Annotated in this window: 18 protein-coding genes; 6 read left to right on the top strand and 12 right to left on the bottom strand. The window is 65.7% G+C overall.

The features are described from left to right. The first annotated feature begins 39 nt into the window (after positions 1-39). The gene (locus QX070_RS11990) at positions 40-1,620 is read left to right on the top strand and encodes a fatty acid--CoA ligase (protein ID WP_315737260.1); all 1,581 of its coding nucleotides are present in this window, start codon (positions 40-42) and stop codon (positions 1,618-1,620) included. Positions 1,621-1,801: 181 nt separating this feature from the next. On the opposite strand, the gene QX070_RS11985 is transcribed toward QX070_RS11990, so the two are convergent. After that, positions 1,802-3,076: an acyl-CoA dehydrogenase family protein gene (locus QX070_RS11985; RefSeq protein ID WP_315737259.1), complete on the bottom strand. Its 1,275-nt coding sequence runs from the start codon at positions 3,074-3,076 to the stop codon at positions 1,802-1,804. Between the two features lie 166 nt (positions 3,077-3,242). On the opposite strand from QX070_RS11985, the gene QX070_RS11980 reads away from it, so the two are divergent. Next, positions 3,243-4,022, top strand: coding sequence for an enoyl-CoA hydratase-related protein (locus QX070_RS11980; protein WP_315737258.1), 780 nt, complete (start codon positions 3,243-3,245; stop codon positions 4,020-4,022). A 148-nt stretch (positions 4,023-4,170) separates the two neighbouring features. Here the strand turns inward: QX070_RS11980 and QX070_RS11975 are convergent, their stop codons facing one another. The 3 genes from QX070_RS11975 to QX070_RS11965 are packed head-to-tail and all read right to left on the bottom strand — an operon-like array spanning position 4,171 to position 6,337. Further along, positions 4,171-4,557, bottom strand: a complete 387-nt coding sequence (locus QX070_RS11975) for a DUF6285 domain-containing protein (RefSeq protein WP_315737257.1) — start codon at positions 4,555-4,557, stop codon at positions 4,171-4,173. Then, positions 4,557-5,546: a phosphotransferase family protein gene (locus QX070_RS11970; RefSeq protein ID WP_315737256.1), complete on the bottom strand. Its 990-nt coding sequence runs from the start codon at positions 5,544-5,546 to the stop codon at positions 4,557-4,559. Before QX070_RS11970 ends, QX070_RS11975 begins: the two co-directional genes overlap by 1 nt. Then, positions 5,543-6,337 (bottom strand): enoyl-CoA hydratase/isomerase, encoded by a 795-nt coding sequence (locus QX070_RS11965; protein ID WP_315737255.1) that lies wholly within the window; start codon positions 6,335-6,337, stop codon positions 5,543-5,545. The genes QX070_RS11970 and QX070_RS11965 overlap by 4 nt, the downstream gene beginning before the upstream one ends. A 178-nt stretch (positions 6,338-6,515) precedes the next feature. Between QX070_RS11965 and QX070_RS11960 the strand changes: the two genes are divergently transcribed. Together QX070_RS11960 and QX070_RS11955 are read left to right on the top strand one after the other, a co-directional pair. After that, complete coding sequence (locus QX070_RS11960; RefSeq protein ID WP_315737254.1) at positions 6,516-7,295, top strand: SDR family oxidoreductase; 780 nt, start codon at positions 6,516-6,518, stop codon at positions 7,293-7,295. A gap of 165 nt (positions 7,296-7,460) precedes the next feature. Further along, on the top strand, positions 7,461-8,294 hold the full coding sequence (locus QX070_RS11955; RefSeq protein WP_315737253.1) for an alpha/beta hydrolase: 834 nt from the start codon (positions 7,461-7,463) through the stop codon (positions 8,292-8,294). 77 nt (positions 8,295-8,371) lie between these two features. Here QX070_RS11955 and QX070_RS11950 read toward each other — a convergent pair whose 3' ends face one another. Then, positions 8,372-8,662 carry a hypothetical protein gene (locus tag QX070_RS11950; protein ID WP_315737252.1) on the bottom strand — a complete coding sequence of 97 codons (291 nt, stop codon included), beginning with the start codon at positions 8,660-8,662 and terminating at the stop codon, positions 8,372-8,374. A 181-nt stretch (positions 8,663-8,843) separates the two neighbouring features. Between QX070_RS11950 and QX070_RS11945 the strand changes: the two genes are divergently transcribed. Continuing rightward, on the top strand, positions 8,844-9,455 hold the full coding sequence (locus tag QX070_RS11945) for a flavin reductase family protein (protein ID WP_315737251.1): 612 nt from the start codon (positions 8,844-8,846) through the stop codon (positions 9,453-9,455). 26 nt (positions 9,456-9,481) lie between these two features. Here the strand turns inward: QX070_RS11945 and QX070_RS11940 are convergent, their stop codons facing one another. The 3 genes from QX070_RS11940 to yghU all read right to left on the bottom strand — a co-directional run bounded on the left by QX070_RS11940 (position 9,482) and on the right by yghU (position 12,281). Further along, complete coding sequence (locus QX070_RS11940) at positions 9,482-9,805, bottom strand: cytochrome c (protein ID WP_315737250.1); 324 nt, start codon at positions 9,803-9,805, stop codon at positions 9,482-9,484. Positions 9,806-9,816: 11 nt separating this feature from the next. Next, positions 9,817-11,016 carry a molybdopterin-dependent oxidoreductase gene (locus QX070_RS11935; protein ID WP_315737249.1) on the bottom strand — a complete coding sequence of 400 codons (1,200 nt, stop codon included), beginning with the start codon at positions 11,014-11,016 and terminating at the stop codon, positions 9,817-9,819. A 344-nt stretch (positions 11,017-11,360) separates the two neighbouring features. Then, positions 11,361-12,281: a glutathione-dependent disulfide-bond oxidoreductase gene (gene yghU / locus QX070_RS11930; RefSeq protein WP_409998888.1), complete on the bottom strand. Its 921-nt coding sequence runs from the start codon at positions 12,279-12,281 to the stop codon at positions 11,361-11,363. 134 nt (positions 12,282-12,415) lie between these two features. Here yghU and QX070_RS11925 point away from each other — a divergent pair, with 134 nt between their 5' ends. After that, positions 12,416-13,927 carry an acetyl-CoA acetyltransferase gene (locus tag QX070_RS11925; RefSeq protein WP_315737247.1) on the top strand — a complete coding sequence of 504 codons (1,512 nt, stop codon included), beginning with the start codon at positions 12,416-12,418 and terminating at the stop codon, positions 13,925-13,927. Between the two features lie 15 nt (positions 13,928-13,942). Here QX070_RS11925 and QX070_RS11920 read toward each other — a convergent pair whose 3' ends face one another. The 4 genes from QX070_RS11920 to QX070_RS11905 form a co-directional block, all read right to left on the bottom strand. After that, positions 13,943-14,287, bottom strand: coding sequence for an antibiotic biosynthesis monooxygenase (locus QX070_RS11920; RefSeq protein ID WP_315737246.1), 345 nt, complete (start codon positions 14,285-14,287; stop codon positions 13,943-13,945). A gap of 113 nt (positions 14,288-14,400) precedes the next feature. Continuing rightward, entirely contained in the window at positions 14,401-15,507 is a 1,107-nt protein-coding gene (locus tag QX070_RS11915) for a J domain-containing protein (protein ID WP_315737245.1), read from the bottom strand. Between the two features lie 39 nt (positions 15,508-15,546). Continuing rightward, on the bottom strand, positions 15,547-16,512 hold the full coding sequence (locus QX070_RS11910) for an MBL fold metallo-hydrolase (RefSeq protein WP_315737244.1): 966 nt from the start codon (positions 16,510-16,512) through the stop codon (positions 15,547-15,549). A gap of 350 nt (positions 16,513-16,862) precedes the next feature. Continuing rightward, positions 16,863-18,554 carry a methyl-accepting chemotaxis protein gene (locus tag QX070_RS11905; protein WP_315737243.1) on the bottom strand — a complete coding sequence of 564 codons (1,692 nt, stop codon included), beginning with the start codon at positions 18,552-18,554 and terminating at the stop codon, positions 16,863-16,865. Between the last annotated feature and the right edge of the window lie 161 nt (positions 18,555-18,715).

The following is an 18,715-nucleotide window of genomic DNA, read 5'->3' as shown; positions in this document are numbered from 1 at the left end:
GACATCAAACAAAGAACAAGACGCAATCGGAGGGGAAACATGTCCGTCTCGACGGCATCGTCGACGCTCGTCGACGTCGTGCGCGACAGAGCGCAAACGCTGGGCTCCGCCACCGCCTATGAGTTCGAGGGGCGCATCACCAGCTTCGCCGCGTTCGACCGCAAGACCAACCAGGTCGCCAACGCGCTCCGGGCCCTCGGCCTCAAGCCGAATGAGCGGATCGCCTATTTCGGCAAGAACAGCGACGTCTATTTCGAGCTGCTGGTCGGCGCCATGAAGGCCAATGTCGTGATGGCACCGGTCAACTGGCGGCTCGCCGGACCCGAGGTCGCCTTCATCGTCGAGGACTGCAAGGCCCCTGCACTGTTCGTCGGACCGGAATTCACTACGATGATCCGCAACATCCGCGACCAGATCCCGAGCGTGCGGCACATCATCACCACCGAGGGCGGCGCGCCGGAATGGCAGGACTACACGGCTTGGCGCGACGCGCAGAGCGCGGATGATCCGGGCGTTCCGATCACGCCGCAGGACATCGCGCTGCAGCTCTACACCTCCGGCACCACCGGCAAGCCGAAAGGCGCGATGCTGTCGCACGCCAACTTCCTCAACCTCGTCAACACCGGCAATCCCGAGGAGAAGCCGGACTGGAACAAATGGTCGACCGACGACGTCTCGCTGATCGCGATGCCGATCTTCCACATCGGCGGCTCCGGCTGGGGCCTGATGAGCCTCTATCACGGCGCCCGCGGCGTGATCGCTCGTGAGTTCGATCCGACCAGGATCCTCGACTTCTTCGAGCAGTCCGACATCACCAAGCTGTTCATGGTGCCTGCGGCGATGCAGTTCGTCGTACGCCAGCCGCGGGCGCGGCAGGTCGATTTCTCGCGGCTGAAGTACATGCTCTACGGCGCCTCGCCAATCCCGGCCGCGCTGCTCAAGGAATGCATCGACGTGTTCAAATGCGGCTTCGTGCAGATGTATGGCATGACCGAGACCACGGGCACCATCATCGCGCTGCCGCCCGAGGACCATGTCGAGGGACTGGAGCGCATGCGCTCCGCCGGCAAACCGCTGCCCGGCATCGAGGTCGCGATCATCGATATCAACGGCAACCCGCTGCCCCCGCGCCAGGTCGGCGAGATCGCCACCCGCTCCGGCTCCAACATGGCCGGCTACTGGAATCTGCCGGAGGCCACCGCGCGCACGCTTGGCAAGGACGGCTGGCTGCGCACGGGTGATGCCGGCTACATGGACGAGGACGGCTACGTCTACATCCACGACCGCATCAAGGACATGATCATCTCCGGCGGCGAGAACATCTATCCGGCCGAGGTCGAGAGCGCGATCTGCGATCATCCCGATGTCGCCGAGGCCGCGGTGATCGGCATTCCCGACGACAAATGGGGCGAGGCCGTCAAGGCGATCGTCGTGATGAAGCCAGGCAAGCGCGCCACTGAGACCGACATCATCAATTTCACCCGCACCCGCATCGCCGGCTTCAAGACGCCGAAGAGCGTCGACTTCCTCGACGCCCTGCCGCGCAATCCCTCCGGCAAGATCCTGCGGCGTAATCTGCGCGACCCGTACTGGGCGGGCAAGGACCGGCAGGTCAATTGAGTGCACGCACCGCCATCCTGGATCGCTTCGCTTGCGCTCGCGATGACGCCGTGGAGAGAGTGCGCGCTCCCTCTCCGCCGTCATTGCGAGGCGCCTTGCGCCGAAGCAATCCAGGGCTCCGGAGACGACGCTCGATTGCATCAATTGCGCTTGCGACAGGGCCCTGCCGCTCAACAGCGTGTCACCGCTTGTTCACCCCCATGTAGCCGAACAGGAAGCCGGCGACCTTCCGCATCTGGATCTCCTCGCTGCCCTCGGTGATGCGGTAGCGGCGATGGTGGCGGTAGATGTGCTCGAACGGCTTGTGGCGCGAATAGCCCATGCCGCCATGGACCTGGATCGCGCGGTCGGCCGCCTCGCAGCACAGCCGATTAGCCCAGTAGTTGCACATCGAGACCTTGTCCGAGAGTGTGTGCTCGACCTGGGCCTGGGTGAGCTGGTCCATCTCCCAGGCCGTCTTGCGGATCAGCAGCCGCAGCATCTCGGCCTGGGTCGCCAGCTCGACCAGCGGCCACTGAATCGCCTGGTTCTCGGCCAGCGCCTTGCCGAACGGTTTTCGCTCACGCGCGTAATTCACACTCTCATTGATGCAGTAGACGGCCGCGCCGAGCGAGCTCGCCGCCTGGCGGATGCGGTTCTCATGGACGAAGCATTGCGCCAGCGACAGCCCGCGCCCGACCTCGCCGAACTGCGCATCCTCCGGCACGAACACGTCGGTGAAGCTGACGCGCGGATGATCGGTCGGCATGTTGAAGGTCCAGAGATACTCCTCGACCTTCACACCCTCGGTCTTGGCCGGCACCAGAAAGCAGGTGATGCCGCGCGCGTCACCATCATTGCCCGAGGTGCGCGCGAACAGTGCACAGTGGGTGGCGACGTGCATGCCCGTCGTCCACATCTTCTCGCCGTTGATCAGCCAACCCTTGATGTTGTCGCGGGTGGCCGGAACGGCCTTGGTTTCCATGTGGGTCGCGTCCGAGCCGTGATGCGGCTCGGTGAGACCGAACGTGATGCGGTACTTGCCGGTGATCGAGCCGTCGATCATCGCCTTCTGGTCGTCGCGGCCGTACCGGTCGAGCATGGTGACGATCGGCAGATTGCCGACGATCGAGTGCTCGTTCTGCAGGTCGTTGTGCAGGCCGAGGCCCTTGGAGGCGAAATGCTCGCGGATCACGGCCATCCAGAGGTTGGACCCGTCCTTGCCGCCATAGCGCTTCGGAATTGCAAAGCGCAGATGGCCGGCCGCATCGGCACGATCCTTGGCCTTGCGCAGCAGTTGCTCCCATTCATGCCGCGGCAGGCCGCCATTCTCGAAATCGGTGCGCGCCCATTCGCGGCGATGATCGAAGAAGCGGATGTTGTCGTCGGCCTGCTCCAGCGGCTTGATCTCGGCGGCGATGAAGCGATCGAGCTCGTCGAGATAGGCGACCAATTCCTTCGGCAAGGAAAAATCCACGGCGTGTCTCCCAGTGTGTTTCGTTGTTGTTGTTGATCCTGGTCGGCGCGACCTCCCGTCGCGTGCTTGTGGCGCGCAGCGCCGTTGCGTATTTGGATGACTGCAACACCTGCGCAGGCGCTAAGCTGATGCGCGACAGCCAATCAGAAGACAGGAGGAACAGCCGATGGAGCTGAAGTTTTCGAGAGTGACGCGCAAGGGGCCGATCACGATCGTCACCCTGGCGCGCCCCGAGGTCTACAACGCCCTGCACATCGAGGCGCATCATGAACTCGAGCGCGTGTTCGACGCCTTCGCCGCCGATCCCGAGCAGTGGGTCGCGATCGTCACCGGTGAGGGCGACAAGGCGTTCTGCGCCGGCAACGACCTGAAATGGCAGGCGGCCGGCGGCGCGCGCGGTTGGGGTAAGAGCGGCTTCGCGGGGCTCACCTCCCGCTTCGATTGCGACAAGCCGATCATCGCCGCCGTCAACGGCGTCGCAATGGGCGGCGGCTTCGAGATCGCGCTCGCCTGCGACCTGATCATCGCCTCCGAGAATGCGACCTTCGCGTTGCCCGAGCCGCGCGTCGGCCTCGCCGCGCTCGCCGGCGGCCTGCAGCGGCTGCCGCGCCAGATCGGCATGAAGCGCGCGATGGGCATGATCCTCACCGGTCGACATGTCGGCGCCCGCGAAGGCCATGAGCTCGGCTTCGTCAATGAGGTGGTGCCGCAAGGCGAGGCGCTGGCGGCGGCGGAGCGCTGGGCGGAGACGATCGCCAAGAACTCGCCGATGTCGATCCGCGCCTCCAAGCAGGCGATCGAGAAGGGCCTTGCGGTCTCGCTGGAGCAGGCCATCACCGAGCAGCGCGACTATCCGGCGGTGCAGGCGATGATCCATTCGCAGGACTACATCGAGGGACCGAAGGCGTTCTCGGAGAAGCGGCCGCCGAGGTGGCTCGGGCGGTGAGCTATCCGATACTTCGCGTGCTCTGGGCCTGATCGCGCCGGGTTGTCTTCGCACCGTCATGGCCGGGCTTGACCCGGCCATCCACGTCTCGCAGCAGACTCGTGAAGAGATGGATGCCCGGGTCAAGCCCGGGCATGACGCCGGTGGGTTAGGAGCCATCGGTGCTCCTCCCAGCTTCGCGCTTGTAGGACGCGTAGTTCGGCTGATCGACGGCGAGCTTGGCGAGAGTGGTCCGCCAGAGGTGCTGCTTCAGGCCCGGTGTCTGGAGACCAACGGCGCCGCTGGCGATCTGAGCCGTGAGCGCTCGATTGAGTTCGAGTAAATCACCATCCTGTCCCAGCAATTCTCTCAACCGCGCATGCTCCGCCTCATCTGCCGCAGCCGCCTGTGTCAGCTGTCGCACCACGAGATCGAGCGCGTTGATGCCCACGCGCAGCTTGAACGCCTGGTGCCCAGAGATCAGCGGCACGATGTCGTTGCGCAGGAAGTCGGCGACGGATTGCACCAGCTCGGTCGGCGTCGGCTCGTCCTGCATCAGCCCTCTCCCCTCGGCGCGAGCAATCGCAACAGATCGATCTCGGTCTCCGACGCGCGGCGGCCGATCATGGCGCGCTCCATCGAATGGTCGGGACCGATGCGAAAACGCTGCATCATGCCGCAGCACATCACGCCCCAGCGCAACGTGCCCATCACTTCCCAGAATTTCACCCTGTCAGGATCGACCTTGCGCCCTGCGAACTCATAACCGGCGAACAGCTCCTCACGCGATCCGAAGCCGCCGACCGGCTTGTCGATGTCGCCGAAGCGCCAGGAGTTGACGCAAATCCAGCCGAGATCCTCCATGGGATCGCCGAGATGGGCGAGCTCCCAGTCGAGCACGGCGCGCACGCCATCGCGGCCGATGATGAGATTGCCGTTGCGGAAATCACCGTGCACCAGCGTGATCTCGGCCGGGGGACCGGGATCGTTCTGCGACAGCCAGCGCAGGGCCAGATCGAACACCGGGCGCGGCCAGTCGAAGCTTTGATATTCCCGTGCGAGCTCCGCGATCTCCTTGGTCGCGGTCATCCCGCGCAACGCGGGCAGCATCTCGCGTCGAATCCCGTGGATGCCGGCGGCGATGCCGCCCAGCTGGCGCGCGAGGCGCGGCCTCGCCTCGGCGAATTCGGCATCACGCAGGATCTTGCGCGCGATGGTCTCGCCCTCGACGCGGCGCATGATGAAACCGGCGCCGAGATCGTCCTCCGGCCGCAGCACGTGCAGGACCTCGGGCGACGGCACGCCGGCGGCATAAGCGAGCCGCATCAGCGCCGCCTCGTTGTCGAGCCCGGCGGCACGCCCGGGCGCGGCGCCGTAGCCTTTCGGCGAGCGACGCAGAATGGCGCCGACCTCACCGACGGGATGGACGATGTCGAAGCGCCATGTCTCCTGGCTGGCGCCGCCGGAGAGTCTTGCGGCGCCGCTCACACCGGTCGCCCCCGGCATGAACGAGGCGACGCAGCGGGACAGCTCGGTCTCGATCATTGGCCCTTGAACTTGGCCGGGCGCTTTTCGAGGAACGCGGTGACGCCTTCCTTGAAATCCGAAGTGCTGCCTGCGACGCGCTGCGACTGAAATTCCGCGTTGAGCTGCTCCTCGAAAGAGTTCTCCGGGCTGTCCCAATACAGCTGGCGGATCTGCGCCAGCGCCACCGTCGGCCCGTTGGCGAGCTCGTGCGCGAGCTTCATCGTCTCCTCCTTCAGGACCGCATCGTCATAGACGCGGTTGACGAGGCCCCATTGCAGCGCCGTCTCGGCCGGCAGCTTCTCGCCCAGCAGCGACAGCTCGATCGCGCGGGCCTTGCCGACGAGGCGCGGCAACAGCCAGGTCGAGCCGCAATCAGGCACCAGTCCGATGCGGCGGAAGGCCTGCAGAAAGTAGGCGGACTTCGCGCACAGGATCATGTCGCCCATCAGTGCGAAGCTCATGCCGGCGCCGGCGGCCGGGCCATTCACCGAGGTCACGATCGGGCAATGCAGATTGCGCAAGCGGCGCAGAAACGGATGGAAGGCGGTCTCGAGCGCGGCGCCGGCATTGCTGCGGCCGGGCTTGGCCTGCGCATTGCGGCCCTGCAGGTTGGCGCCGGTGCAGAACGCGCGGCCGGCGCCCGTCACGACGAGGCAGCGCACCGCAGCCTTCTTCTCCTCGATCTCGTCGAGCGCTTCGGCCAACCCGCCGAGCATGTCGATCGAGACCGCGTTCATCACCTCCTGATGATCGAGCGTGAGGATGGCGACGGGCCCGTCGAAATCGAGCGTGACGTGCTTGTACTGCATGGTTTCCTCTCAAGAGCTTTTCGGTCGCTGCATTCTTCGCGGCGGAAATTCGAAGCGCAGCCCGGTTCGGTCAGCATATTTGATTTTTGCGCTTCGCTTGTCCATGGTTGCATCATCCAAATAACCGAAGCGACGCGTAGCGCGCTCACATCATCACGGAAACGCCCGAGAGAACCCCATGACCATGTTCGACCTCACCGGCCGTGTGGCCGTCGTCACCGGCGGCAATGGAGGCATAGGCCTCGGTATTGCCCAGGCACTTGCGTCCAGTGGCTGCAACGTCTCGATCTGGGGCCGCAACGCCGAGAAGAACAAGGCGGCTGCGGCGTCGATGGCCGCCGGGCCCGGCAAGGTCGACACCCGTATCTGCGACGTGACCAGCGCCGCTTCCGTCAACGAGGCGATGAAGGCCACGCTCGACACGTTCGGTCGGGTCGACGGCTGCTTTGCCAATGCCGGCATCGGCGGCGGTGGCCGCAAGCCGTTCATCGAGCGCAGCGAGGAGGAATGGCGCACGATGTTCGCAACCAATCTCGACGGCGTGTTCCATGCGTTCCAGGCTGCCGCGAGGCACATGACCGCGCGCGCCGAAGCCGGTGACGCGTTCGGCCGGCTGGTTGCCACCTCGAGCCTGGCCTCGCTGTTCGGCACCGCGCGCAACGAGCACTATGCCGGGACCAAAGCCGCGCTGAATGCGCTGTGCCGCGCGCTCGCGGTGGAGCTGGCGCGCTATGGCGTCACCGCGAATGCCATCCTGCCTGGCTGGATCAAGAGCGACATGACCGCGGGCATCATGGGCAACGAGAAGTTCGTCGCCAACGTCATGCCTCGTATCCCGGTGCGCCGCTTCGGCGAGCCGTCGGATTTCGGCGGCATCGCCGTCTACCTCATGAGCAAGGCGTCCTCCTATCACACCGCCGACTGCTTCGTGATCGACGGCGGCTATACCGCATTCTGATCCCTCGCAGCGGGTGGTGAGCCGGTGCGCCGGCTCACCAGAGGGGGATTGTTCCGTGCTGCGCTCCAAGATTTCCGAAATTTAATCCGCCTCTGGCTGCCACGCCCCCGTGACGCCGGCGTTGTCACCCATCACATAACGGAGAGAATTTCCAGGAAGGATGCCATGAAGCGCGGTGTGACGGTTTTGGCCTGTGTGTCTGCCCTGGCTGTGGCCGGCTACTTTGCGATGGCAAAGTGGGGCATCCAGCACGAGAGCCGCGAGTTCTTCGATGCCGCGCGGCAGCGGTCGATCAATGTCGATGTCGCGGTACGCAAGGACTACGAGATGAAGGCCAATGCCGGGCTGTGGCGGCTGCCCGTGGCCATCATCAGCAACGGCAACACGGTCAAGAACACCGAGTACTCGTTCCTCGCGAACGTGTTCGCCGCGCGCGGCTACCTCGTCGCCAGCGTCCAGCAGGACCTGCCGACCGATCCGCCGCTCGTCACCAAGGTCGGGATGCCATATGTCGGCCGGCTCGACGTCTACCAGAAGGGCGAGGCCAACATCCTCTGCGTGCTGAACGAGATGAAGAAGCGTCATCCGAATGCCGACTACGATCACCTGACCCTGGTCGGCCACTCCAATGGCGGCGACACCGCGATGTATTTCGCCAAGGAGCATCCGAACATCGTCTCGCAGGTGGTGACGCTCGACAATCTGCGCGTGCCTTTCGTCATCAGGGACAAGCTCAAGATCCTGTCGTTCCGCTCGGATGATCCGCAGTTCAAGACCGACCCCGGCGTGGTGCCGACGCATGTCGACAGGAAGAGCGGCATCGACATCATCAAGACCGAGTTCCAGCACACCTGGATGAGCGACCGTGGCCCCTACACAGCGCGGGAACGGATACAGGCGACGCTCGACAAATATCTCGGCGGCGATGCGACGAGCGAGCTGGCCCCGGCAGATACCGACAATCTGATCGTGACCAACGGGGCAGCCGCCCTTCCCTGATCTGGCAATCAGCGCGACGGCACGACCGGCGAAATGCGAAGGGCGGCCGCGCAATCGCGCAGCCGCCATCGCAGACGTCAGTCCTGCGGTTTCTTGGCCGGCGGGCCGCTCTTGTTCCCCGGCATGCCCTTGATGTTCGACGGGTCCTGCGCGCTGACGTCCGGATTATGGCGGTTGATCGTGGACGAGCCCACCGTGCCGCTTCCCGTCTCAGTGCCCGGTCCGTTCTTGTTGCCCGGCGCGCCCTGGATGCCTGCTCCGGAATTCTGCGCACTCGGCGGCGGCGCGGTCTGTGGGCTGCCCTGCGCCAGCGCGGACGTGGCCGAGACGACGAATGCGCAAGCGATCAGACCGATCATTGGTTTCATGGCGCGACCTCCATTTGTCGTTGCCGTGCTGTCCGAACGTAGCGCTGGCGGAGCCGTTCCCGGGAACATCGAATTTCCGCGAAGACGGCGCTGATGTGCGCAACCCCTGCCCGCTTTATTGGCTTCCGCATCGCGTCACGGCCCACTACGGTCGGGGAACCGACGCACCAGAGGCCTCTAGATGGAATACCTCTCCACCGATCTCAGCCCGCGCGAGCGCTACAAGATTCTGACCTCCTTCGTGCTGCCGCGGCCGATCGCCTGGGTGACGACGAGAGGCGAGACCGGGATCGTCAACGCCGCGCCATTCTCGTTCTTCAACGTGCTCGGCGAGGACCCGCCGCTGTGCGTGTTCGCGATCAACCTGCGGCCCGATGGGCGGGTCAAGGACACCCTCGTCAACATCCGCCGCGGCGGCGAGTTCGTCGTCCACATCACCGACGAGCCGCTGGCGCAGGCGATGCACGAGACCGGCGGCGACTTTCCACCTGAGATCGGCGAGCCGGATCACCTCGGGCTCAAGCTTACACCGTCGCGGATGATCGGCGTTCCGCGGTTGGCGGAGGCACCGTTCGCGATGGAGTGCAAGACCTGGCAGCTCATCGACGTCAATGGCGATCGCGTGCTGGTGCTCGGCGAAGGCCTCGCTTTCCACATCCGCGACGAATTGTGGGACACCGAGAAGATGCGGGTCGAGATGGAGCTGTTCCATCCTGTCGGGCGCATGTTCGCCGACCGCTATTGCCGCACCAATGACCGGATGGATTTCCCGCCGGCGAAGGGCGCCGCCTGAGCGCTCCCGGCCGCCGGCACGGGCAGTCAGTAGGTCGCGGCGAGATAGTCGACGATCTTGCCGACATCGGCCGCGTCGATCGGGGCGCCATAGACCTTGATCATCTTGGTGACTTCGGCCTGCCAGAACTCCTTCCTGTTCTGCATCGGCGGCTGGGTCCTGATGTAGTCGGAGGAGTGACAGGCCGTGCAATTGCCCTGCACGACGGCGAGATCGGGCCCCGGCTTGAAGGCCGCCGTCTCCTGCGGAACCTGATAGTTGACCGGGGCTGCCGTGAGCGAGATGGGGCGGCCCGCCAGGCAGCCAAGTCCGACGGCCAGCGTGGCGATGAGGAAAGGCGTCCGACGCATGGTGATGCTCCTCAGGCCGCCGTGACGCGGACGGTTTCAACGACGTTGCGCAGATAGCCGGCCGGATTCCAGCGCGGCGTCTCCGGCTGGGTCTCGCCGGAATTGCTCGTGGCACGCACCTTGAGATCGTGGGCCCCCGCGGCCAGCTTCACCGGCAGCTTCCACTCGCGGAAGGAATATTTCCCGAGATCCTTGCCGAGCTTGGCGTCGGTCCAGGTCTTGCCGCCGTCGGTCGAGACCGCGACCTGCTTGATTCCCGTTCCGCCGTCGAATGCGAGGCCGCGCAGCATTGCCCTGCCCGCCTTGAGCTTTGCGCCATCGGCCAGGCTGGTGATGAACGAGCGGACCGTGAAGCGGTTGATCGGGATCGTCGCTTTCGGCGTGGTTCCGGGCTCGACGGCATTGTTCGGCGTGTCCGGAATTCGATAGGCCGATTTCATCCAGAAGCCGTCAAAGACGTTGTCGATGACAGTGATCTCGTTGAGGTGCTTGACCCAGTAGGTGCCGTAGTAGCCGGGCACGATCAGGCGCAGCGGAAAGCCGTTCAGGAACGGCAGATCCTCGCCGTTCATGCCGTAGGCCAGCATCACCTCGCCATCCATGGCGTGATCGAGGTCGAGCGCCTTGACGAAATCCGGCGTCTTGTCGATCACCGGTCCGTCCATGCCGCCGAAGGTGACCTGCCTGGCGCCGGCCTGAACACCCGCCATGTCGAGCACGGTCTTGAGCGGCACGCCACGCCAGCGCGCATTGCCCATCGCGCCGTTGCCAAGCTGGCCGCCTGCGACGCGCGGCTCGAAGAAGCCGCGGCTGTTGCCGGAGCATTGGTTGACGGCGACGATCTCGGTCGCCTTCATCTTGCGGATGTCCTTGAGCGACAGCTTGAGCGGCTTGTCGACCTTTCCCTTGATCGCGAGCGTGAACTTGTCCGGATCGAGATCGTAAGGCAGGCCCGCCAGATGATAGCGGACGAAGAAGGCATTGTTCGGCGTGATCACGCCGTCATTGAACACCCCGAATGGCGTTTCGAGTTGCGGCGGCCGGCTGGTCAGACCGATCATCGGTCGCTTCTGCGGATATTTCACCAGCGGGCGCTCGCCATTGGCGAAGGGCAACGTCACCGTCTCCTCGGCCAGCGCACGGGTCGTGTCGAAGCTGCCCAGCAAAGCAGCCATCCCCGCTCCCTTGAGCAGATCACGTCTGTCGATCATGCAACTCCCTCCGGAGTGGTCGTTTTGAACCCGCGGTCATCACCGCCGACTCTCATCAATCTGGCGGCATGCACGGCCGCTGCGAATTGATCGTTGCACATTCTCTCACTGCGAGAAAAGCCGTGAACGTCCGCAATCATGGCATCGCAGCGCGGCAACGGACGAGACTTCGCACGTGCAACAAGAGCAATCGTGCATCGAACCGCAGGGTGGGCGAGCGGGGCCGTCAGTCGGCGCGTGCCCACCGACGGCGCCGGCGAGGGACGACGTTGGGCACGGCGCACTCCACAGTCGTTGCACGCCGCGATGAGCTCGCCGCGCCTTTGTGCACCCTACACGCGCAACTACGTGCCCTGCCCGATCTTGTCCTGTGTCTTGGTGTCGAAGTCGCTGGCGTCGTGGCGCTCGTGGAGCTGGCTCTTTGGATCGCCGGAGACGCGGTTGACCATGCGGCCACGCTTCACAGGGGGGCGCTGCGCGATCTGGTCGGTCCAGCGCTGAACATTCCTGTAGTCCTGCACCGAGAGGAACTCGCCGCCTTCGTAGAGCAGGCCCTTGGCGAGCGCGCCGTACCACGGCCACACCGCGATGTCGGCGATGGTGTAGTCGGGGCCGGCGAGATACTCGCTTTCGGCGAGACGACGGTCGAGTACGTCGAGCTGGCGCTTCACCTCCATCGCGAAGCGGTCGATGGCATACTCGATCTTGGTCGGCGCATAGGCATAGAAGTGGCCGAAGCCGCCGCCGAGATAGGGCGCAGCTCCCATCTGCCAGAACAGCCAGGACAGGCATTCGGCTCGCTTGGCCGGCTCGGTCGGCAGGAAGGCGCCGAACTTCTCGGCCAGATACACCAGGATCGCACCGGACTCGAATACGCGGATCGGTTCGGTCCCGCTGCGATCCAGCAGCGCCGGGATCTTGGAATTGGGATTGATGGCGACGAAGCCCGAACCGAACTGATCGCCCTCGCCGATCCGGATCAGCCAGGCGTCGTATTCGGCGCCGCTGTGGCCGAGCGCCAGCAGCTCCTCGAGCATCACTGTGACCTTCACACCGTTGGGCGTTCCCAGAGAATAAAGCTGCAAGGGATGACGGCCGACAGGCAATTCCTTCTCGTGCGTCGGACCTGCGATCGGCCGGTTGATGTTGGCGAAGCGGCCGCCGCTGGCCTTGTTCCAGGTCCAGACCTTGGGCGGCACATAGCTGTTCTGTTCAGACACGGCAGACTCCGGCGTGAGCGTCAGGAGCGAGCGTTTTAGGCGCATCTGCCGTGAAGCGGAAGCCATGCTGCGCGCGGGCGCCATCAGCATTTTCTGCATTGCGCGGTCGAACCTGCGATGACAGAACGGAGACAAGACAACAATGACGGTCCGTCACGGGCCGGCTCTTGGAAACGCCGATGACTGCAAGTACCCTGCCCCCCGACCGCATTCCCGTGATCGTCGGCGTGGGCGAGATCGTCGATCGTCCCAAGGATATCGGCGACGGTCTCGAGCCGCTGACGCTGCTCGAACAGGCGATCCGCCGTGCGGAAAATGACGCGGGCGCCAAGCTCATCCACGACATCGGCTCGCTCGACGTCGTCAACTTCCTGAGCTGGCGCTACCGCGATCCCGAGCAGCTTCTCGCGCAGCGGCTCGGCGTGACGCCGGCGCACTGCCACTATGGTCCGGTCGGCGGCGAGAGCCCGATCCGCTTTCTGCACGAGGCCGCCTTGCGCATCGCGCGCGGCGAATGCGAGGTCGCGGTGGTCTGCGGCGCCGAGGCGCAATCGACCGCGACCAAGGCCGAACGCGCCGGCGTGCCCCTGCGGTGGACGCCGTTCGCCCACGACGTCGAGGAGCCGAAGCGCGGCGCCGCGTTCCAGAAGCCGCTGGCGGTGAAGCTCGGCGTATTCCGCCCGGTCTCGGTCTATCCGTTCTACGAGGTCGCGAGCGCGCCCAAATGGGGCCAGACGCCGCGGCAGGCGCTCGCGGAATCCGGCGAGCTGTGGTCGCGCTTTTCCGCGGTCGCCGCCTACAATCCCAACGCCTGGCTGAAGCGGCACTTCGCGCCCGAGGAGATCACGACGCCGTCAGCCGACAACCGCCCGATCGCCTGGCCCTACACCAAGCTGATGGTCGCCAATCCCATGGTCAACATGGGCGCGGCGCTGATCCTGACCAGCCTGGCCAAGGCGCGTGCGGCGGGCATTGCCGACAGCCGCATGATCTATCCGCTCGGTGGCGCAGCGGCGGAGGATCCGCGCGACTACCTCACGCGCGATCAGTTCGCCGAGAGTCATCCGCAGAACGCCGTGTTGCGGGCCGCAATGAAACTCGTAGGCGGCAACGGCGCGGCGTTCGACGTCATCGAGCTCTACAGCTGCTTTCCCTGCGTGCCGAAGATGGCACGGCGGATCCTCGGCCTCGGCGCCGACGTGGAGCCGACCGTCACCGGCGGGCTGACCTTCTTCGGCGCGCCGCTCAACACCTACATGACGCACGCCGCCTGCGCGATGGTGCGGCGGCTGCGCGGCGGCGCCAGGCGCGGCCTGCTGTACGGCCAGGGCGGCTTCGTCACCAAGCATCATGCGCTGGTGATCTCGCGCGAGCCGCCGTCGTCCCTGTCGCAGGAGGTGAGCGTGCAGGCCGAGGCCGATCGGCATCGCGCCGCCGCGCCGGCGTTCGTCAGCGAAGCCGGCGGCGGCGGCCGGGTCGAAAGCTTCACCGCGCTGTTTGATCGCAACGGCGAGGTCGAGCATGGCGTTGCGATGCTGCGCACCGAGCAGGACACGCGCACGTTGGCGCGCGTTCCGGCGCAGGACGCAGCCACGCTGGCGCGGCTGATGGATCAGGACAGGACGCCGGTCGGCGCGCTCGGCACGATCACGATGGCCGCCGATGGTGTGCCGGAGTGGCGGACGAATTAGTTCGCTTCCGTCGCCTCACACCTCCCGGGCGTCACGCTGCCAGCGCGCATAGGCCGTGTCCCAATCAGGATCAGGATCGCTGTCCGCCACGAAGCCGAGCGTCCTGCCGCCGCCGAGGTCGCGGAAGCCGATCATGGCGCGGCGGTGCGCGCCGCTTCTGACATAGGCGCGCATGCTGGCTTCGTCGGTCCAGACCGTCAGCGTATGATAGATGCCATTCACCGGACGAAGCTCGACGCGCAGATTCCCGGGAGCCGCACGCGCCTGGCGGACGGCGCGCAACGTGTGCCACCAGAATCGCGCCAGCCGATTGAGGCCGCGATGCGGGCGGAAGCCGGTGACGGAAACGTAAACGCTCATGGCGCGCTCCTGGATCGCAGACCGCCGCGCAATGGAACGGTCGCGCCGACGGGTGTGAGCACAACGCTGCTCGCCGTCTCCCGGATGTCGGAGCGCAGATCACGGTCCGGCGCTCAGCGCCCGCTACGCCTGGGCTTCGCGTCGGCAGGCACCGTGCCCGTGGTCTCCGCCGCCGCCGGAGGCGCGCTGTCGTCGCCGGCCAATTGCCGGTCGCGCCTGCGCGCGAGGGCCTCATCCCGCCGTGCGGCCGCGATCGCCAATTCCGGATCCAGCTTGAGGGCCTGGTTGAAGTCGGCGAGCGCGCGGTCGTAGCGCCCCTTCGCCAGCCACACCGCGCCACGGTCGCTGTACATTCCGGCATCGCTGAAGCCCATGCGCACGGCGTGGTCGAGATCGACGAGGGCCTCGTCGAGATCGCCCTTGCGCTGAAGCGCGAGGCCACGATCGTGAAACAGCACCGGGTCGTTCGGATCCAGCCGGATCGCCCGCTCAAAATCGCCAAGCGCGCGGTCGATGCGGCCCATGCGGACCAGATCCCTGGCGCGATAGTGATAGAGATCGGCATTGCGGGGCGCGAGCCGGATCGCTTCGTCGAAATCAGCGACAGCGCGCTCGAGATCGCCCTGCCGGCTGCGGTCCATCCCCCGCTTCAGGAAGGATGCGGCGGTCGTCGGTGCAGCCGGGACGACCTGCTCTGCGGCTCTAGGCTCTGCCGGCGGAGACAGCGCGGGGGCCTCCGCCTCCGGAGGCGGCACCGGCAGCACGGCTCCGGTCGCGTCCTGGACGGCAGGCGCCGGGACGGTCTCACCTGCGACCTTGCGCTGCGGCCCCGATCGGGCCTGCGGCGACGGTGTCACGATCGAGCGCGTCGCCGGCCTGCTCATCCAATCACCGGAGGAGGGCAAGAGCAGAATCTCGAGGCCGATCAGGATCGCGCTGAGCACGGCGGTCGCCGCTGTGAACTGCAGGATGGCGTCCCAGCGTTCGCGGCGGACGCGGTCGCGCTCAGAAGCAAGATGGGCGTCGTATTCGGCGCGCAGGTCAGGGTCGCGCAGCACGTTGTAGGCGACGATGATCAACTTGAGCTGGTGCTCCGACGCCGGATCGGCGCCGCCCCGGAGGTCGGGATGGTGCGCCTTGGCGGCCTGGCGGAACGCCCGCTTGATCGTGTCGAGATCGGCCCGCGGCGATACGCCGAGCACCTCATAATGCGTCGTCATGGCGCGATCCCGAGCCTCTCTTCCGAGGCCGGTTCGGGATCACGCGGGGAGCAGGTCGAGCGCATAATGGGCGCCATCGCGGGTGAGCCGACCGAACGCGGCCCACGGAAAATGAGATCCACAAACCAACATCTTTTCTGCAACGATACGATCGAGCAATCTGCGCCGGCTGACCTCGGCAGCCGCGCCGTCCTGGTCATAGGCGCCGTGCCATTCGGGATGGCGCAGGCACAACGCCGGCACATAGGCGGTGTCGCCCGAGATCATCAGTTGCTCCGCTCCGGAGCTGAGATGAAACGCGGTGTGCCCCGGCGTATGACCGGGGACGCTGACGAAGCGGATGCCGGGCACCACCTCGTCCTCGCCCTCGACCGGCAGCACGTTCTTCCAGCCCGGGATCACGCTCTGGATGCGGCGCGCCAGCGACTGCCGCCACGGCGGCAGCCGGCTGGTCAGAGATGCATCGGTCCAGAATTTGTATTCGGCCGCAGCCACGATGATCTCGGCGGAGGGAAACACCGGCGCGTTGGTGTCCTCGCCGAGCAGTCCGAAAATATGATCGGGATGGAAGTGCGAGATCAGGATGGTGTCGATGTCCTCCGGGCGAATGCCGGCTGCTTTCAGATTGTCCAGCAGGCGGCCCGAAATGAAGATCGAGTCGGAATTGTAGCCCTGGACCTGACCGCCGCCGCCGGCATCGCACAGCACGGTCTTGCCCTTCAGCCGCACCACGAAGGTGGAGATCGGGACCGGGACGAAGGCGGGGCTCAGACCCGCAGCGCGCAGTGCTTCCTTCACGTCGCTGATGCTGGCATTGTCGATGAAGCCGGCCTCGTGCGGCTTTTCCCATACACCGTCGTAGAGGGCGATCACCTCCGCCTCGCCGATCGTGATCCGGCGATAGCCGTGCGCGGGATCCTCAGTGCGGCGGCGCGGCTTGGCGGCAACCACGGCAAGCCCCGCATCGAGACCCAAGGCGACCGCGGCCGTCGCGGCCGTTAGCACCAGGGTCCTGCGCGAAGGTCTGCTCGCAATCACATTGCCTGCCACTAAATGTACCGCTGGTTGAATAAATATCTAACACAAGTTAATCTCTGCACCTTAGCGGGATTATGGCGCCACAACGGCCTTTCTGGCCGGGGCGTCAGGTGTGGGGAGTCTGCAACGGTGGGGGATGATCCGGTCGAGCGGGGCGCCGCCTGACGAACGGCGCACGCATGAGCGTCCACGTCGACGTGGTTCGCCGCGGCGTCATCGGCTGTGCCCGCGGCTATCGGTCGGGGCTGTGTCGTTCGACTATCGGACGCGACAGCGGGCAATCTCGGCCGCTGTCGCCGGCTTCGTCATGTCGCGGATCAGGCGGCGCGAACCGATTGCAGGAAGCGGCCGACCTCCTGCTTGAGACGCTCGCTATCACCGGAGAGCTGGCGCGCGGCGCTGAGCACCTGCCCCGAGGTGTCGCCGGTCTCGCTGGCGCCGCGCTGGACGTTGGTGATGTTGGCGGACACCTGCTGTGTACCCGCGGCGGCGTGCTGGATGTTGCGCGAGATCTCGGCGGTCGCTGCGCCCTGCTCCTCGACCGCGGCCGCCACCGTCGCGGCGATCTCCGACAGCCGCTCGATCGTCGTCGAGATCTCCCTGATGGCGCCGACCGACTCCTGCGTGGCCCCCTGGATGCCGGAAATCTGTTGGCCGATCTCGCCGGTCGCCTTTGCAGTCTGCTCGGCCAGCGCCTTGACCTCGGAGGCGACGACGGCAAAGCCGCGGCCAGCCTCGCCCGCCCGCGCGGCCTCGATGGTGGCATTGAGCGCCAGCAGATTGGTCTGCCCGGCGATCGTGTTGATCAGCTCGACGACGTCGCCAATGCGGGTCGCCGCCTTCGACAGCTCGCCGACACGATCATTGGTGCGGCGCGCCTGCTCGACCGCATCGGAAGCGATGCGCGCGGACTCCTGCACCTGGCGGCTGATCTCACGGACCGACGAGGTGAGCTCCTCGGTCGCCGACGCCACGGCCTGAACATTGGCCGACGCCTCTTCGGAGGCCGCGGCAACAGTGGTGGAAAGCTCCTGCCCCCGCACGGCGGTGCTCGACAGCGAGTTGGCCGAGCTCTCGAGCTCGCTGGAGGCCGAGGACACCGTATTGACGATGTTACCGATGGCGCCTTCGAAACCGTTGGCGAGCTCCGACATCTCCCGCTTGCGCGCGGCGGCTGCGCGCCGCTCCTGCTCTCCGAGCTCCCTGTCGTTGAACCGCACCATCGTCTGAACGGTCTGCAGGTTACGCAAGGCGCGGCCGATCTCGTCGTCGCGCTCGATGCGCATGCGGGTGTCGAGCGTGCCCTGGGTGATGCTCTCCATCGTCTCGTTCAGATGATCGAGCGGCGCCACGATCACGTTCATCGTACGCAGCCCGACCAGACCACACAGCACGACACCAGCGGCAGCAATCGCCACGGCGGTCATTCCGGCGAGCCCGCCCTCCCCGAACGAGATGACGCCAAGCACGAGCAGGAACAGCGTCTGCAATCCGACCAGCGTTCGCAGCCTTGCCGCGATCGAGCCGGTGAACATCGAGAGATGGTCGAACACCGAGCGGCGGCGGACGATGCCGTCGTCGATCTTGTAACCATGCGGCCGCTTTTCGCGGATCGCCGCATAGACCTGCTCGGCCTCCGCGCGCTGGTCGGCGGGCAGCTTGGTGCGCACCGAGGTGTAGCCGACGACTTGGCCGTCTTTGCAGATCGGCGACGCCGTCGCCAGCACCCAGTAATAGTCGCCGTTCTTGCGGCGGTTCTTGACCGCGCCGACCCAGGGTCGGCCGGCCTTGAGCGTGGTCCAGAGATTGTCGAAGGCTTCAGGCGGCATGTCGGGATGACGCACGATGTTGTGCGGCTGCCCCATCAGCTCGGCTTCGGCGAAGCCGGCCGCGTCGACAAAATCCTGGTTGAAGAAGGTCAGCTTGCCCTTCGTGTCGGTCTTGGACACGATCAGCGTGTCATCCGTGATCGGATACTCGACGTTGGTGACCGGCAAATTCTTACGCATGGCGAGTCTTTCGAGCCATGCCGGCATCGGCATGGCTAATTTTGCTGCAAACGATGCGTCCATTGTCGCAGTCGCCGATTAACCTAAGATAAAGTGCCGCAACCGTTGAAATACGGATCGCTGGACCCCATTCACGGGCGATTGCCGTTGTCCGGCGGGCA

The organism is Bradyrhizobium sp. SZCCHNR1093 (assembly GCF_032381175.1).
Lineage (GTDB): Bacteria > Pseudomonadota > Alphaproteobacteria > Rhizobiales > Xanthobacteraceae > Bradyrhizobium.
The sequence above is the reverse complement of the archived record's forward strand: the minus strand, read 5'-3'. Positions and strand labels throughout refer to the sequence as shown.